We start from the raw sequence: 15,730 nt of genomic DNA on the forward strand, positions 1-15,730 counted from the left end.
ATTCACCTGAACTTTCCCCGGCCCGCGCCGGTCATTTGCGCGGCCCCAGCGCCCTGCCGAGTCCGCCGCCGATCAGCGCGACGATATCCGCCGCCGCCGCGACCAGGTTGGCGCGGGCCGGAATCGCGACATCGACCGGCTCCCCTGCGCAGATCGAACTTGTCCTTGAAGCTGCGCGGCCCCTCGAAGCTGCAGAACTCCCCGCCATGCCGGCAGAAGAAGGCGCCGAGCCGCGCGATCCCCGGCGCGCCTCCAGTCCCGACCGCGTCGCGTTGCCCGTGGAGAACCCGGCGAAGCCCTCCGCCTTGAATGCAGCAGCTCGGTGAACAGGACCTCCGTCATCCCGGTCGGCGCATCCCCGGCATGGCGCATCAGGTCGAGCGTCGCACGCGCCCTCGCATCGGTGGTCCGGAAATTGGCGAAGGCGTCGGGGCGGCCCTCGAAGCTGACCTCCGCGATCGGCGTGCGCGCCAGATAGGCCGGCTCGAAGGCGTCGGCCGAGCCCCCTCCTCCGCCGCCGCCTCGGCTGCAGGGCTCCGTCGCGGCCAAGGCCGGGGCGGGGGTGGCGGGCAAGGGGATGCAGGACCGCGACGCGATGCCGGATCTGGCGAAGCGCTTCTTCGCCGGGCTGCTGGGGCAGGGGCCGAAGAATGCCGACGGGCTGCGTCAGCTCCTGTCGGCCTATCTGGCGGCGCCGGTCGAGGTGCTGGAANGCGGCACGGTGATCGGCTCGCGGGTCTGGAGCCGCAGCTCCAAGATCCGCATCCGGCTGGGGCCTCTGGGCATGGCGGCCTACGAGCGGATGCTGCCCGGCGGGCCAGGGCTGGCGCAGCTCGCGGCGCTGGTCAGAAGCTATGCCGGGCTGGCGCTGGAGTTCGACGTGAACCTGGTGCTCAGCGCGGAGGACGTTCCGGCCGCCCGGCTGGGACGGGACACCCGGCTCGGCCAGACAAGCTGGCTCGGGGCGCGGCAGGGGGGCGGAGATGCCGGGGACCTTGTCCTGACACCTCCGGACGGGGCCGCAGCGGCCCCCATCGGTGCGATCTAGGGAGGGACCCATGGCGGAAATCAGCCGCGCGGCATTGTTCGGCAAGCTCAACACACTGGGATACAAGACCATCGACGAGGCGACGGTCTTCTGCAAGCTCCGGGGCAATCCCTATGTCGAGCTGGTTCATTGGCTGTTCCAGATCGTCCAGCAGCCCGACAGCGACCTGCACAGGATCATGGAGCACTGCAAGCTGGAGCCCTCGGCGGTTGCCCGCGACATGACCGCGGCGCTCGACAAGCTGCCGCGCGGCGCCGCCTCGATCAGCGATCTGAGCGCGCATATCGAGGATGCGGTGCAATGGGGCTGGCTCTACGGCTCGCTGCAATTCGGGACCGCCCATGTCCGCACCGGCCATCTGGTGATCGGCATGATGAAGACGCCCGCGCTGCGCAACATCCTGCTCGGGATCAGCCGCGAATTCGCCAAGATCAAGGTCGATGACCTCGTCGAGAATTTCGCGTCCGTCACCTCGGGCTCGCCCGAGGAAAGCCTGCGGGCGCAGGACGGCTCCTCGATGGGCGACGATCCCGGCGCGGCCTCGGGGGCGATGCATTCGGCGCAGCTCGGCAAGCAGGAGGCGCTGGCGCAGTTCTGCACCGACCTGACCCAGCAGGCCCGGGACGGCAAGATCGACCGGATCGTCGGACGCGATGCCGAAATCCGCCAGATCGTCGACATCCTGATGCGCCGCCGCCAGAACAACCCGATCCTCACCGGCGAGGCGGGGGTCGGCAAGACCGCGGTGGTCGAGGGCTTCGCGCTCAGGATCGCGCGGGGCGATGTGCCGCCCGCGCTGCGGGAGGCGCGGCTGCTGTCGCTCGATGTCGGGCTCCTGCAGGCCGGGGCCTCGATGAAGGGCGAGTTCGAGAACCGGCTGCGCCAGGTGATCGAGGAGGTGCAGGCCAGCCCCGTGCCGATCGTCATGTTCGTCGACGAGACCCACACGCTGGTCGGCGCCGGCGGCGCGGCGGGCACCGGCGATGCCGCGAACCTGCTGAAACCGGCGCTGGCGCGGGGCACCCTCCGCACCATCGGCGCCACGACCTGGGCCGAGTACAAGAAGCATATCGAGAAGGACCCGGCGCTGACCCGGCGCTTCCAGGTGGTGCAGGTCGAGGAGCCCGACATCGCCCGCGCGGTGATGATGATGCGCGGCATCGCCTCGATGCTGGAGGCGCATCACAAGGTGCAGATCCTCGACGAGGGGCTCGAGGCGGCGGTCAGCCTGTCGGCGCGCTACATCCCGGCGCGGCAGCTGCCGGACAAGTCGGTGAGCGTGCTCGACACCGCCTGCGCCCGCGTCGCGGTCAGCCAGCATGCGGTGCCCGCCGAGGTGGATGATGCCAGGAAGCGGCTCGAGGCCTTCGAGACCGAGCTGGCCATCATCGCCCGGGACGAGAGCGCCGGGCAGGACGTGGCCGAGCGCCGCGCCGCGATCCTGCATGCCGAGGAAGAGGAACAGGCACGGCTTGCGGACCTGGAATCCCGCTGGGAGGCCGAGAAGGCGGTTGTCGCGCGCATCCTCGAACTCAGGGCGAAGCTGCGCGAAGGCGGCGCCGCGGTCGAGGACGAGGCGGCAGAGGGCTCGCCGATGAGCCCGGAAGAGCGCGAGGCGGCGCTGGCGGATCTGCGCGCGGCGAATGCCGAGCTGGCGGGACTGCAGGACGAGAGCCCGCTGATCCTGCCGATCGTCGATGCCCAGGCAGTGGCGGGCGTGGTCGGCGACTGGACCGGCATCCCCGTGGGCCGGATGGTCCGCGACGAGATGCAGACGGTGCTGGATCTGGACACCCACCTGGCCAAGCGCGTCATCGGCCAGGACCACGCGATGCAGATGATCGCCAAGCGCATCCAGACCAGCCGCGCCGGGCTCGACAACCCGTCGAAGCCGATCGGCGTCTTCATGCTGGCGGGCACGTCGGGCGTCGGCAAGACCGAGACCGCGCTGGCGCTGGCCGAGGTGCTCTATGGCGGCGAGCAGAACGTCATCACCATCAACATGAGCGAGTACCAGGAGGCGCATACGGTTTCGAGCCTGAAGGGAGCGCCGCCGGGCTATGTCGGCTATGGCGAGGGCGGCGTTCTGACCGAGGCGGTGCGGCGCAAGCCCTATTCGGTGGTGCTGCTCGACGAGGTCGAGAAGGCGCATCCCGACGTGCACGAGCTGTTCTTCCAGGTCTTCGACAAGGGGATGATGGAAGACGGCGAGGGACGGCAGATCGATTTCCGCAACACGCTGATCCTGCTCACGTCGAATGTCGGCTCCGAGCTGATCATGGACATGTGCGCCGACCCGGACCTGATGCCCGCGCCCGAGGGCATCGCCAAGGCGCTGCGCGAACCGCTGCTCAAGGTCTTCCCGGCGGCTCTGCTGGGCCGGATCGTCACCATCCCCTATTACCCGCTCAGCCCCGCGATGCTGGGCGAGATCACCAAGCTGCAGCTCAACCGCATCCGCAAGCGCGTCGAGGCCACCCATGGCGTGCCCTTCGGCTACAGCGAGGGCGTCGTCGAGACCATCGTCTCGCGCTGCCAGGAACTGGACTCGGGCGGGCGCATGATCGATGCTATCGTCACCAACACCATGCTGCCCGACATCAGCCGCGAATTTCTCATGCGGATGATCGCGGGAGAGGAGGTCAGCAAGGTGGAGATCGATGTCAGCGGCAGCGAATTCACCTACGCCTTCGACTAGGGCAGGCCCCCCTCGCGGGGCGCGCGCCGCGCCCTGCGGGACAGGAACACGGAAAGGAACGGTCCCATGGCCGAGACGACGCAGCCGATGACCATGACCAGCGTGCTGGGCGAGAAGGCCCTGCCGGTGGCGCTTGTCATGACCGAGGGCTTCAGCACCCTCAGCGAGCTGCGCGTGGATTTCGTCCATCCCGAGAAGACCGTGAAGCTCGGCGATCTGGTCGGCACCTCCATCGGCATCACGCTGCACCGCAGCGAGGGGCCGGAAAAGAAGTTCAGCGGCCATGTGATCTCGGCCGAGGCGCTCGGCAGCCACAAGGGCCACGCGCTCTACACGCTCGAGATCCGGCCATGGCTGTGGTTCCTCGGGCGCAGCAGCGACTGCCGGGTCTTCCAGGAGAAGACCGCGCTCGAGATCATCAAGGAGGTGATTTCCGATTACGGCTTCTCCGGCGACCTGACCGACCGCACCTCGGAGAGCTTCCGCACCCGCACCATCTGCGTCCAGTACCGCGAGAGCGACCTCGATTTCGTCTCGCGGCTGATGGAGGAGGAGGGGATCTACTATTTCTTCGAGCATCAGGACAGCAGCACCAAGATGGTCCTGGCCGACAGCGCCTCGGCGCATTCGCCGATCCCGGCAAAGCTGCCGCTTGAATTCAAGGATGTCGCGACCAACATCCAGTCCGACCATGTCTATGCCTGGGAAGAGGCCGAGGCCGCGCCCTCGGGCAAGGTGACGCTGGCGGATTTCGACTTCGAGAAGCCGCGCGCCGACCTGACCGCGCTGAAGGCGATCCCGAAGGGCAAGCATTCGCTCAAGGATCTCGAGGTCTACGACTATCCCGGCCTCTATGCCGAGACCGGCGACGGCGACCGCTATGCCAAGGTGAAGATGGAAAGCCGCGCCTGGCGGCATTCGACCTTTTCGGGCGGCAGCAATGTCGCGGCGGTGACCTGCGGCGGCACGCTGAAGCTCGACCGCCACGAGCGCACGGCGAAATCCGAGGAATTCGTGGTGATCGGCCTGACCCATACCGCCATCGCCGCGCGGAAATTCGACCCCACCGCCGGCAGCGGCATCGGCGCCGGGCGGCGCATCCTGCGCGGGGACGGCAACCCGGATGACGACCATGTCGACGTGCAGCTGCGCGCCCTGCCGAAATCCGTGCCCTACCGCGCGCCGCAGGTGACGCCGCGCCCGGCCATCGCGGGGGTGCAGACGGCGATCGTGACCGGTCCGTCGGGCGAGGAGATCCATACCGACAAATACGGCCGCATCCGCATCCAGTTCCACTGGGACCGGCTGGGCGGCGCGGACGAGACCTCGACCTGCTGGGTGCGCCACATGACGCCCTGGTCCGGCAAGAACTGGGGCATGATCCACATTCCCCGGATCGGCCAGGAGGTCGTCGTGCAGTTCGAGGAGGGCGATCCCGACCGGCCCCTGGTCACGGGCATGCTCTACAATGCCGACACGATGCCGCCCTGGGGGCTCGACGGCGCCAAGACCCAGTCGGGGATCAAGACCAATTCCTCGAAGGGCGGCGGCGGCTTCAACGAGCTGATGTTCGACGATGCCAAGAACAAGGAGCTGGTCCGCTTCCAGGCCGAGACGAATTACGAGCAGATCGTCAAGAACGATGCGACGATCACCGTGGGATCGGCCAAGAAGGACCCGGGCAGCATGACGCTGACCGTGCATGACGACCTGACCGAGACGGTGACCGACGGCAACCATTCCTTCACGGTGGCGAAGGGCGACCAGACGATGGAGGTCTCGAAGGGCAAGCAGACCGAGACGGTGCAGGGCAATGTCGCGCTGACCGTCAAGCAGGGCAATGTCACCCGCGACGTCAAGATGGGCAACATGACCACGACGCTGAACACCGGGAACTATTCGCTGAAATGCTCGGCCGGCAAGATCGCCGAGGAGGCGATGCAGAGCATCGAGATGAAGGTGGGGCCGAGCTCGATCAAGATCGACCCGACCGGCGTGACGATCAAGGGGCCGATGATCAAGATCCAGGCGACCGCGATGCTGGAGGCGAAATCGCCGATGACCACGGTGAAGGGCGACGGGCTCCTGATCCTCAAGGGCGGCATGACGCTGATCAACTGAGGCAATGGCAATGGACGAGCGCTTCGCAGACCTGAAGAAAATCCCCGCCGACCCGGCGATGCGGCTGCTGGCGGGCGCCAATGCCAAGCTGGCGACGAAGCTGCCGCTGCCCGCCAGCGCACCGGTCGGCGAGGTGCTGGCCGGGCTCGGAGCTCGATCGCTCCGCCGCGGTCCAGCCGCTCCGCCAGCAGCGCCTTCAGCGCGGCGCGCCGGTCCGCAGCGAGATGCGCGCAATAGCCCGGCGCCGGTCCGGCCCCCAAGGTGAAGGGATGCCAGAACGCCTCGAAATCCTCGAACCGCGTGGCGATTTCCAGCGAAACGATCTTCGCGCCGCCGATGCCTGCTCCGGCGCAGAGCGCGGCCAGCCCTTCGGCCGTGCACATCGGAAACCGTGCGGCCTCGTCCATCGCGGCAGCCTCCGGGTCGATCGCGGCCGCGGCTTTCCAGAAGGCGTCGATGAAGCCGGTTCCGCCGCCGGGATAATCCCAGACATAGAAGGACAGAAGCCCGCCCGGACGCAGCACCCGGCGCATCTCGCCGAGCGCCGCCGGAGGGTCGGAGACGAAATTCAGCATGAGGCCCGAGGTTGCGGCATCCATGCTCCGCGGTGCCGTCGGCAGCGCCCGCGCATCGGCGGTCCGGAACCGCGCCCTCGGATCGCCGATCGCCACATGCGCATGGGCGATGAACTCCTCCGAGGCATCGGTGGCCAGAATCGAGGCCGGGGCGCAGCTCCGCAGGATGGCAGATGTCAGCGCGCCGGTGCCGCATCCCGCCTCGATCCAGTCGGCCCCGTCCGGCGGGTCCAGCCAATCGAGGAACTGGTCGGCGATCTGCCGGCTCCAGCGTCCCATGTAATGGTCATAGCTCCGGCCTGCGCTCCACGCGTCATGGCCTGTCTGCGCCGACATGCTGTCCTCCGGTGGCGGAGCGGCAGATCCGGGAGGGACCTGCCCCTGCAGCATCCTAGCACGGGTTCCGCGGCGCTCAGAGCGTCTTTTCGAAGAACAGGTCGGGATAGGGGTCGTCGTTGAACCGCGGGATCCCGGTCCAGCCGTCGCGGCGGTAGAGCGCGACCGCCTCTGGCAGCGCGCTGTTGGTGTCGAGCCGCAGCACGCGGATGCCGAGCTCCCGCGCGCGGGTTTCGGCCGCCGCCATCAGCCGCCGCGCCAGGGTCGGCGAGCCAGCCGAAAAACGGGTCCTGCACCAGATCGACCAGCCGCAGCCCGGCCAGCACCGCGCCGAGCGCGGCCAGCGGCACGCCGTAGCTGTCGACGTAGAATTTCGGCGCATGCAGGTAGATCGGCAGCCCCGCCACCGACAGGAAGGCTCGGCGGGCGGCTCGGGACGGACATGCCAGCCCGCGCCCTTGAGGCGCAGCTTCAGCGCCTGCCAGTAGATCAGCCCCAGCACCCGGCGCGAGCCGAAGGGGCGGCGCAGGCACATGGCGAGGATGCCGCGCGAGCTCAGCGGGCGGCGCGGCCCGGTCAGCGTGGCGAAGAGCCGGCCCTTCTGCGAGCGGTAGTCGATCCAGATGCCGATCCGGCCGGGACGGATGTCGAAGCGGAAGGCATAGCCGCCCTCGATCGGCAGGAAGGGCGAGACATGGAAGATCTTGCGCGCCTCCAGCCGGTCCTGCGGGCCGATCGGCCGCTGGTCGGGATGGTGCACCAGATAGGAATGCCGGTCGCCATAGGTGTTCGACACCTCCGCCACCACCGCGCGCAGCCCGCCCTCCCGGTCATGGCAGAGCCAGAAGCTGACCGGGTTGAAGACATGGCCGAGGACCCGCGGCTGCGCCAGGAGCAGCACCCGCCCGTCGCAGGCCTCGAGCCCGTGGGCCGCCAGAACCTCGCGCAGCCAGGCGAGGCCGCGCCCCTGTCCGGGCGCTCCGCCATGGTCGGCGTCATGCAGCGAAGTCAGGTTGGCGCGGTTGCGGGAAAACAGCCGCGGCCCCTCGCACGCCTCGGGATCGACGATCACGTAGTCGACGCCATAGCGGAAGGCGTTCTCCACCTGGCCCTCGCGGCCATGGAAGGTCTCGCCGTGCAGGTGCTCGGCCCGGGTCACGCCGCGCTCCGGCCGGCAGGCTCCGCCGCACCGATCCCCGACGCGACCGCCAAGCCGGTCGACAGCCCGTCCTCGTGGAAGCCGTTCTTCAGCCAGGCGCCGCAGAACCAGGTGTTGCGGCGGCCGTTGATCCGATGCACCGCCTGCTGCGCGCGCAGCGTGTCCGTGGTGTAGACCGGATGGCGGAAGGTCGCCATGTGATGCACCTTGGCCGGGTCGATCGCCCGGTCGCTGTTGAGGCTGACGAACAGCGGGTCATCCATCGGGATCGGCTGAAGCGAGTTCATCCAGTAGGTCAGCCCGATCCGCTCGCCCGGCCCCTCGCGGCCCTCGGTGTAGACCCAGGAGGCCCAGGCCTTGCGCCGCCGCGGCATCAGCGACGTGTCGGAATGCAGCACCACGTCGTTCGGCTGGTAGGCGATCCGGCCGACGGAGGACAGCTCCTCCTCCGCCGGATCGGCGATCATGCGGATCGTGTCATCGGCATGGGTGGCGAAGACCACGTCGTCGAAGACCTCCCAGTCGCCGCCCGCAGCCTTCACCCGGACAAGGCCGTCCTCGCGCAGCACGGCATCGACCTGTGCATTGGTGCGGATCTCGGCATTGCGCCGCGCCAGCAGCTGCTCCAGCCGCGAGACATATTCGCGCGAGCCGCCCTCGACCGTGTACCACTGGTGCTGGCCCTTGGTGTCCAGCAGGTGGTGGTTCTGGAAGAACCGCACCAGCGCCGCCGCCGGGAAGTCCAGCACCTCGCGCACCGGAGTCGACCAGATCGCCCCCGAGAAGGGCAGCAGATAGTAGTCGCGGAACCAGTCCGAGCTGCCCAGGTCCTCCAGCATCGCGCGCACGGTCAGGCTGTCGTCATCGGCATAGCGCCCGGCGCGGGCATTGAAGCGCAGGACGTCGCGCAGCATCCGCCAATAGGCCGGGCGGGCCAGGTTGCGGCGCTGCGCGAAGAGCGCGCCCATGTCCTGCAGCGCATATTCCAGCTGCCCGCCGCCGATCGACACGCCGAAGGTCATGGCTGCGGGCGCCACCGGCACCTCGAGTTCGGCAAAGAGCCGGGTCAGCTGCGGATAGTTCACCCGGTTGAACACGATGAAGCCGATATCGACCGGCTGGTCGCCGCGCCTGCCGCCCAGCACGGTATTGGCATGGCCGCCGAGCCGGGACGACGCCTCGAACAGGGTGACCTTGTGCCAGGGCGACAGCCCGAGCGCCGCGCCCATGCCGGAGATGCCCCCGCCGATCACCGCCACGCGCCGCGGCGCGCCCGTTCCGTCTGCTGCCATGTCCCGGTCCTTTTTTCCGTGTCGGCTTGGGTACGGCCGGGCCGGCCGGATGGATCACAAATTTTCCGGGAACAATTCGCGCGCCGGGCCGTTCCGGTTGCGGGGGTCCGCATGGACAGGGAACCGCGACGGGGAACAGACATCTTGCAGGACATGAGCCGATCTCCCAAGCTGGATCCGACCGCACAGGAAGGACATCCGAGGCAGGCCGTGGCCGCGCGCATCCCCAAGACCCAGATCCCAAGGACCCAGGACGACGCCTGGCTCGGCGCGATGCGCCGCATCCGCGACGACCGCGACCAGGAGGCCTTTGCCGAGCTGTTCCGCCACTTCGCGCCGCGGGTGAAGGGCATGCTGATGAAATCCGGCAGCGATCCGGCCACCGCCGAGGAATGCGCCCAGGAGGTGATGGCCACTGTCTGGAACAAGGCGGCGATGTTCGACCCGTCGCGCGCCAGCCTGGCCGCCTGGATCTACGCCATCGCCCGCAACCGCCGCATCGACATGGCCCGGCGCGCCGCCCGCCCGGACCCCGAAGAACTGCCCTGGGGCCCCGAGGCCGAGCCCGACCAGGCCGATGCGCTGGCCTTCCAGCAGGAGAGCCGCGCGCTGGCCGCCGCGGTGAAGCGCCTGCCGGAAAAGCAGCGCGCACTGGTCGAGCGGGCGTATTTCTCCGAAATGACACACGGAGAAATTGCAGACCTGACCGGCCTGCCCCTTGGCACGATCAAATCCCGCATTAGATTGGCGCTCGACCGCCTGAGACGGGAGATCACCAGGCCTTGACCCAAGACGTGACGCATATCCTGCCGGAGGACCTCCTGCTGGCCTATGCCACCGGCCGCCTGCCGGAGGTGTTCGACCTCGTCGTCGCAGCGCATGTGTCGCTGTCGGACGAGGCGCGCGCGCGGCTGGAAAGCTTCGACGCGGTCGGCGGCGCGCTGCTCGACGGCATGGCACCGGCAGCCATGGACGACGGCAGCCTCGACGCCTGCATGGCAATGATCGCCAGCCGCCCCGACGGCACCCCGCGCCGGCGGGCGCTGTCGCGGCTCAAGCGCGAGGGGCTGATCGAGACCGGCCGCCAGCGCATCATGTTCCGCGACACCGCGGCGATGGCCGCGCGCAGCGGCTAGGCGCGTCAGTCTCCGTCCGGGTGCAGCATGCCGGGCAGGGCGCCGAGATCTGCCAGCTCGCGGTAGCGCGGATGGCCCTCGGGCGCCTCGGCATGTTCCAGCGCCCAGCTCAGGTGATAGGGCACGAAGGCCGCCCAGCCGCCGATGCCGATCACCGGCAGGATGTCCGAGCGCAGCGAATTTCCGACCATCAGCGCCCGCTCCGGGTCCTGGCCGTGGCGGGCGAAGACCGCGCGGTAGGTCGCCTCGGATTTCTCAGAGACGATCTCCACCCCGTCGAACAGGTCGCCCAGGCCCGACTGCGCGAGCTTGCGTTCCTGGTCGAGAAGGTCGCCCTTGGTGATCAGCAGCACCCGGTGCGTTCCGGCGGCCGCCTCGACCGCCTCGCGGGCATGGGGCAGCAGGTCGATCGGATGGCGCAGCATCTCCTGGCCGGCCTCGATGATCTCCTGGATCACCTTGCCGGGGACGCGGTTCTCGGTGACTTCGAGCGCGGTCTCGATCATCGACAGCATGAAGCCCTTGATGCCGTAGCCGTAGGGGCCGAGATTGCGCCGTTCCGCCGCCAGGAGGCGCTCGGCCAGGTGGTCCTGCCCGGCGTAATCGGCGAGAAGCTCCGCGAATCGCGCCTCCGTCAGCTTGAAGAACTGCTCGTTGTGCCACAGCGTGTCATCCGCATCGAAGGCCACCGTTGTAACATTCTTGACCATTTGCCACCTATTCTCGGGACCGACTCGGTAACTAGTGTCACCATGGCGGCGCAAACCCCTTTCATCATCGGGGCGCCGGCGTATATTGTGCTGCACCTGAGAGAATTAGAAGAGCTCCGGAGCCCGCGTAAGTGCCTCTAATCGACCCGATCATGTCCGGCAAGGACGGCAAGACCGACAACGACACCGGGGTCATCACCAAGACGCGGCCGAAGACCAAGCGTCCGCCGCTCTACAAGGTGCTGATCCTGAACGACGACTACACGCCGATGGAGTTCGTCGTGCACGTGCTCGAACGGTTCTTCGGCATGAGCCACAGCCAGGCCTTCGAACTGATGCTGACCGTCCACAAGAAGGGCGTCGCCGTCGTCGGCGTGTTCTCCTTCGAGGTGGCGGAGACCAAGGTGGGGCAGGTGATGGATTTCGCCCGCCGCCACCAGCATCCGCTGCAATGCACAATGGAAAAGGAATAGCGGCCCCGCCGCCCGCCCCCACATGCTGAAACGTGTTTCCCTGGCCCTCGAGACGGGCGCAGCGCCGATGCCTGATGCCGGCCGCATCGCTGTCTTCGACCCCTCCGAACCGCCGGTCCTGCCGGGCGTCTCGCCCGAGCGGATCGATGTCATTTCCTCCTCCGCACGGCTCCATGCCGACTGCGCCGCGCGCGGCATCGCCGCCCGGACCGAGCCCGGCATCGGCTATGCCGCCGCGCTGGTCTTCCTCGACCGGGCCCGCCCCGCGGACGAGGCCGAGCTGCACGATCACGGCCTGGGGCTGATCGCCGAGCTCTTCGGGCGGCGCCCGCAGGGCAGAGAGGCACGCCGCGCGACCCATTTCCTCTGCGCCCAGGCCTGGATCGCCGACCATCTGGGCGATCCGGCGCTGTCGGCCGCCGCGATCGCCGCGGCGCTGAACATCTCGCAGCGCCATCTCAACCGGGTCTTCGCGCGCGAGGGCACGACGGTGCGCCGCTCGATCGAGGAGCGGCGCCTGCAGATGGCGCGGCAGATGCTGGAGGACCCGGACCGGGACCATCTGGGTGTCGGCGAGATCGCCTTTGCCTGCGGATTCTCGGACCAGGCGCGGTTCAGCCGGGAATTCCGCCGCGCCTTCGGCGCCACCCCGAGCGGGCTGCGCCGCGACATGCGCCGCGGGGCACCCGGCGGCCAGGACCAGGCTGTCCGACGGGGCGTCGCGCTGCCACAGCGCGGCAGCGAAGGCCCGGAAATCGTCCCGGTCGCCGTCCTGCCACAGCGTCTCGGCCGCACAGCCGGCGATCCCGGCGGGGTCCTGCCGACGCAATTGCCGGGCGAAGGCCGCGTTGTGCCAGCGCAGGACGCCATCCGCGCCGATCAGGGCCATCCCGGAGGACATGCCTTCCAGCGCCGTTTCCGCGAAGGCCGCACGATCCCCGTAAGCACCCACCTGGTCAGTCCCCCACATCTGGCCGGACGCCCGAGCGGCTTGCGGGCGGATATGACGGCCGCCCGGCCTGCGCTGGGCTGCGGACCGGCAGGGGGCAGTCTAGGTCGGCGGAGGTAAAGGAGCTGTTTCTGCAAGCCGGATAAGGCGGGGTTGGTAAATGGCGGCGCGGATGTGCGGCAAGGGCGGGCCTGCGGGGGACTGTCCCGCCCTTGCCGTTGCCGTCCGGCCGTCCGTGCCTGCCGGGCCCCCGGACCGGGAACCGCCCTGCAGGCGCGGTGGCGCGGACGGGACCGTTGTCCCGCGTCCCGGCCATGGATGACGAGGATGCGGCCCGCCAGCGACGCGATCTCGGGCAGCGCCCCGGCGGCGGTGCCGCGGCCGAAGCGGATGTCGCCCGGCAGGCGGAGGGAGAACGGCGCGATCATGCTGCCTGCACCGCGGCAATGGCGCGTTTCCACGCCTCGTATTTCGCCTCGCGGGCCTCCGGCTTCATGGCCGGCTCGAAGCGGCGCTCCAGCGCCCAGCGTTTCGCGAATTCCGCCTGGTCGGGATAGACCCCGGCCTTCATCCCCGCGAGCCAGGCAGCGCCGAGCGCCGTGGTCTCGGTGATTTCCGGCCGGTCGACCGGCGCATCGAGAATGTCGGCAAGGAATTGCATGGTCCAGTCGCTGGCCACCATGCCGCCATCGACGCGCAGCACCGGGTCGGTCTCCTTCGCCGGCAGGTCGGCATGCATCGCCTCCAAGAGGTCGCGGGTCTGGTAGCCGACGCTTTCCAGCGCCGCGCGGGCGAATTCCGCCGGCCCCGAATTGCGCGTCAGCCCGAAGACAGCGCCGCGGACATCGGGATTCCAATAGGGCGCGCCGAGCCCGGTGAAAGCCGGGACCAGGATCGGCGATTGGTGCGGATCGGCCTCTTCGGCCATGCCCTGGGTCTGGCCGGCGCTGTCGATGATCTTCAGCCCGTCGCGCAGCCATTGCACCACCGCGCCGGCGACGAAGATCGAGCCTTCGAGCGCATAGGTGGGCTTGCCGTCGAACTGGTAGGCGATGGTGGTCAGCAGGCGGTGGCCGGACTGCACCGGTTCGGCGCCGGTATTGAGCAGCGCGAAGCAGCCGGTGCCGTAGGTCGATTTCAGCATCCCCGGTTCGAAGCAGGCCTGGCCGATCGTCGCCGCCTGCTGGTCGCCAGCCACGCCGAGGATCGGCACGGCGGCGCCGAAGACCTCCGGGTCGGTGGTGCCGAACTCGGCGGCGCTGTCCAGCACCTCGGGCAGCATGTTCATCGGGATGCGCAAGAGCTCGCAGAGCGAGGTCGACCAGCCGCCCTTGTGGATGTCGTAGAGCATCGTGCGGCAGGCATTGGTCGCGTCGGTGACATGGGCACGGCCGCCGGTGAGCTTCCAGATCAGGAACGTGTCGATGGTGCCGAAGAGCAGCTTGCCCGCCTCGGCCTTGTCCCGCGCGCCGTCGACATTGTCGAGGATCCAGGCCAGCTTGGTCGAGGAGAAATACGGATCGAGCAGCAGCCCGGTCTTCTCCGCAACCAGTGCCTCGTGCCCGGCCTCGTGCAGCTCGTGGCACCATTTCGCGGTGCGGCGGTCCTGCCAGACGATGGCGTTGTAGACGGGCGCGCCGGTTTCGCGGTCCCAGACCACGACGGTCTCGCGCTGGTTGGTGATGCCGATCGCAGTGACGTCCGCCGCGCCGATCCCGGCCTTGTCCAGCGCCCCCTTGCAGGTCGAGCGCACCGTGGCCCAGATATCCGCCGGATCATGCTCCACCCAGCCATTGTCCGGATAATGCTGGGCGAATTCCTCCTGCGCCATGGCGCCGGGCGCCATGTCCGCGCCGAACAGGATGGCGCGGGTGGAGGTGGTGCCCTGGTCGATGGCGAGGATATGGGTCATGTCGGCTGTTCCGCTTCCGGTTTCCTGATTGCGGGTAAATTGGTCGACCAATTCACGGCGGGCAAGGGGCTGCGCCGATTTCCCGCGCGCCCCGCCCCGCACCGACCGAAAAAAATGGCGGAGGCCGGAGCCCCCGCCAGTCACAGGCGATGGTGCGCGCCCCTTTGCGGGGTCGCGGCTGTCCCTCGTTTTTTTGTTTGAAATTGCTTACTTCATTTCCGCGCGGATCTGCTGGCGCAGGACATCGATCGGGACCATGACCCCGTCGCGCTTGTAGCTCCAGTAGGTCCAGCCGTTGCAGGAGGGCGAGCCCTCGAGCGCGGCGCCGACCTGGTGGATCGACCCCTTGCAGTCGGAGGCGATCAGCGTGCCGTCGGCGCGGACCTTGGCGGTCTGGTTGCGCGGCGAGAACAGCACGTCGCCGGGCTGGAGCATGCCGCGCTCGACCAGCTGCCCGAAGGGCACGCGCGGCTCGGCCCGCTTGCCCTTGGTGACCTCCAGCGCGTCGCTGGTGGCCTTGCGCACCTTGGCAATCCGCTTGCGGGCCACCTCGGCATAGGCCTCCTCGCGGTCGATGCCGATGAAGTCCCTGCCCAGCCGCTTGGCCACGGCGCCGGTCGTGCCGGTGCCGAAGAACGGGTCGAGCACCACGTCGCCGGGATTGGTCGTCGCGACCAGCACCCTGTGGAGAAGCGCCTCGGGCTTCTGGGTCGGATGCGCCTTGTTGCCCGCGTCGTCCTTCAGCCGCTCGTGGCCGGTGCAGATCGGGATCACCCAGTCCGAGCGCATCTGCACGTCGTCGTTCATGGCCTTCACGGCCTCGTAGTTGAACGTGTATTTCGAGTTTTCCGATTTCGACGCCCAGATCAGCGTCTCATGCGCGTTGGTCAGCCGCTTGCCGCGGAAGTTCGGCATCGGGTTCGACTTGCGCCAGACCACGTCGTTGAGGATCCAGAATCCCTGGTCCTGAAGCGCCGCGCCGACGCGGAAGATGTTGTGATAGCTGCCGATCACCCACATCGCGCCGTTCGGCTTCAGGATGCGGCGCGCGGCCTCCATCCAGGCATGGGTAAACCGGTCATAGGCCGCGAAAGTGTCGAAGCGGTCCCAGTGATCGTCCACGGCGTCGACCTTGGAATTATCCGGCCGGTGGAGATCCCCGCGAAGCTGCAGGTTGTAGGGCGGATCTGCGAAGATCAGGTCGACGGAAGCTTCGGGCATCCGGTTCATGATCTCGATGCAATCACCCAACATGATTTCGTTGAGAGGCAGCGACATGCCCTCAGACTTGGTTCTTTTCATTGTTCGATCTGCCTCGCGG

The 15,730-nt window shown here is 68.5% G+C and carries 12 protein-coding genes and 3 pseudogenes; 7 read left to right on the forward strand and 8 right to left on the reverse strand.

From position 1 onward, the window contains the following. Positions 1 to 72: 72 nt before the first annotated feature. Positions 73 to 573, reverse strand: coding sequence for a phosphatidylglycerol lysyltransferase domain-containing protein (locus C7T91_RS40045; protein WP_161556123.1), 501 nt, complete (start codon positions 571 to 573; stop codon positions 73 to 75). Between C7T91_RS40045 and C7T91_RS26590 the strand changes: the two genes are divergently transcribed. The 3 genes from C7T91_RS26590 (at position 563) to C7T91_RS37090 (ending at position 5,867) form a co-directional block, all read left to right on the forward strand. Then, positions 563 to 1,048 carry a type VI secretion system baseplate subunit TssG gene (locus tag C7T91_RS26590; protein WP_108262788.1) on the forward strand — a complete coding sequence of 162 codons (486 nt, stop codon included), beginning with the start codon at positions 563 to 565 and terminating at the stop codon, positions 1,046 to 1,048. The genes C7T91_RS40045 and C7T91_RS26590 overlap by 11 nt on opposite strands. Positions 1,049 to 1,058: 10 nt before the next feature. After that, on the forward strand, positions 1,059 to 3,746 hold the full coding sequence (gene tssH / locus C7T91_RS26595) for a type VI secretion system ATPase TssH (RefSeq protein ID WP_108262790.1): 2,688 nt from the start codon (positions 1,059 to 1,061) through the stop codon (positions 3,744 to 3,746). 66 nt (positions 3,747 to 3,812) lie between these two features. Then, the gene (locus tag C7T91_RS37090) at positions 3,813 to 5,867 is read left to right on the forward strand and encodes a type VI secretion system Vgr family protein (RefSeq protein WP_108262792.1); all 2,055 of its coding nucleotides are present in this window, start codon (positions 3,813 to 3,815) and stop codon (positions 5,865 to 5,867) included. 350 nt (positions 5,868 to 6,217) lie between these two features. On the opposite strand, the pseudogene C7T91_RS38745 reads toward C7T91_RS37090, so the two are convergent. The 4 genes and pseudogenes from C7T91_RS38745 to C7T91_RS26620 all read right to left on the reverse strand — a co-directional run. Next, positions 6,218 to 6,832: pseudogene (locus tag C7T91_RS38745) on the reverse strand (class I SAM-dependent methyltransferase); the annotation flags it as partial. 209 nt (positions 6,833 to 7,041) lie between these two features. Continuing rightward, positions 7,042 to 7,227: pseudogene (locus C7T91_RS26610) on the reverse strand (MFS transporter); the annotation flags it as partial. Further along, positions 7,185 to 7,937, reverse strand: a pseudogene (locus C7T91_RS26615) (DUF1365 domain-containing protein); the annotation flags it as partial. The pseudogenes C7T91_RS26615 and C7T91_RS26610, both read right to left, overlap by 43 nt. After that, positions 7,934 to 9,229, reverse strand: coding sequence for an NAD(P)/FAD-dependent oxidoreductase (locus C7T91_RS26620; protein ID WP_108262796.1), 1,296 nt, complete (start codon positions 9,227 to 9,229; stop codon positions 7,934 to 7,936). The pseudogene C7T91_RS26615 and the gene C7T91_RS26620, both read right to left, overlap by 4 nt. Positions 9,230 to 9,502: 273 nt before the next feature. Here C7T91_RS26620 and C7T91_RS26625 point away from each other — a divergent pair, with 273 nt between their 5' ends. Together C7T91_RS26625 and C7T91_RS26630 are read left to right on the forward strand one after the other, a co-directional pair. After that, a complete protein-coding gene (locus C7T91_RS26625; RefSeq protein ID WP_236638544.1) occupies positions 9,503 to 10,015 on the forward strand; it encodes a sigma-70 family RNA polymerase sigma factor in 513 nt (170 codons plus the stop codon). Continuing rightward, entirely contained in the window at positions 10,012 to 10,365 is a 354-nt protein-coding gene (locus C7T91_RS26630; RefSeq protein WP_145963028.1) for a cupin domain-containing protein, read from the forward strand. The genes C7T91_RS26625 and C7T91_RS26630 overlap by 4 nt, the downstream gene beginning before the upstream one ends. Positions 10,366 to 10,370: 5 nt before the next feature. On the opposite strand, the gene C7T91_RS26635 is transcribed toward C7T91_RS26630, so the two are convergent. Next, the gene (locus tag C7T91_RS26635; protein WP_108262802.1) at positions 10,371 to 11,075 is read right to left on the reverse strand and encodes an HAD family hydrolase; all 705 of its coding nucleotides are present in this window, start codon (positions 11,073 to 11,075) and stop codon (positions 10,371 to 10,373) included. Between the two features lie 152 nt (positions 11,076 to 11,227). Between C7T91_RS26635 and clpS the strand changes: the two genes are divergently transcribed. Both clpS and C7T91_RS26645 read left to right on the forward strand, forming a co-directional pair. Then, a complete protein-coding gene (gene clpS, locus C7T91_RS26640; protein ID WP_108262804.1) occupies positions 11,228 to 11,548 on the forward strand; it encodes an ATP-dependent Clp protease adapter ClpS in 321 nt (106 codons plus the stop codon). 67 nt (positions 11,549 to 11,615) lie between these two features. Then, entirely contained in the window at positions 11,616 to 12,617 is a 1,002-nt protein-coding gene (locus C7T91_RS26645; protein WP_161556124.1) for a helix-turn-helix transcriptional regulator, read from the forward strand. Positions 12,618 to 12,921: 304 nt separating this feature from the next. On the opposite strand, the gene glpK is transcribed toward C7T91_RS26645, so the two are convergent. Together glpK and C7T91_RS26655 are read right to left on the reverse strand one after the other, a co-directional pair. Then, complete coding sequence (glpK, locus tag C7T91_RS26650) at positions 12,922 to 14,409, reverse strand: glycerol kinase GlpK (protein ID WP_108262808.1); 1,488 nt, start codon at positions 14,407 to 14,409, stop codon at positions 12,922 to 12,924. Positions 14,410 to 14,616: 207 nt separating this feature from the next. Beyond that, positions 14,617 to 15,711: a site-specific DNA-methyltransferase gene (locus C7T91_RS26655; protein ID WP_108262810.1), complete on the reverse strand. Its 1,095-nt coding sequence runs from the start codon at positions 15,709 to 15,711 to the stop codon at positions 14,617 to 14,619. Positions 15,712 to 15,730 lie beyond the last annotated feature (19 nt).

The organism is Mangrovicoccus ximenensis, from assembly GCF_003056725.1.
Taxonomy (GTDB): Bacteria; Pseudomonadota; Alphaproteobacteria; order Rhodobacterales; family Rhodobacteraceae; genus Mangrovicoccus; species Mangrovicoccus ximenensis.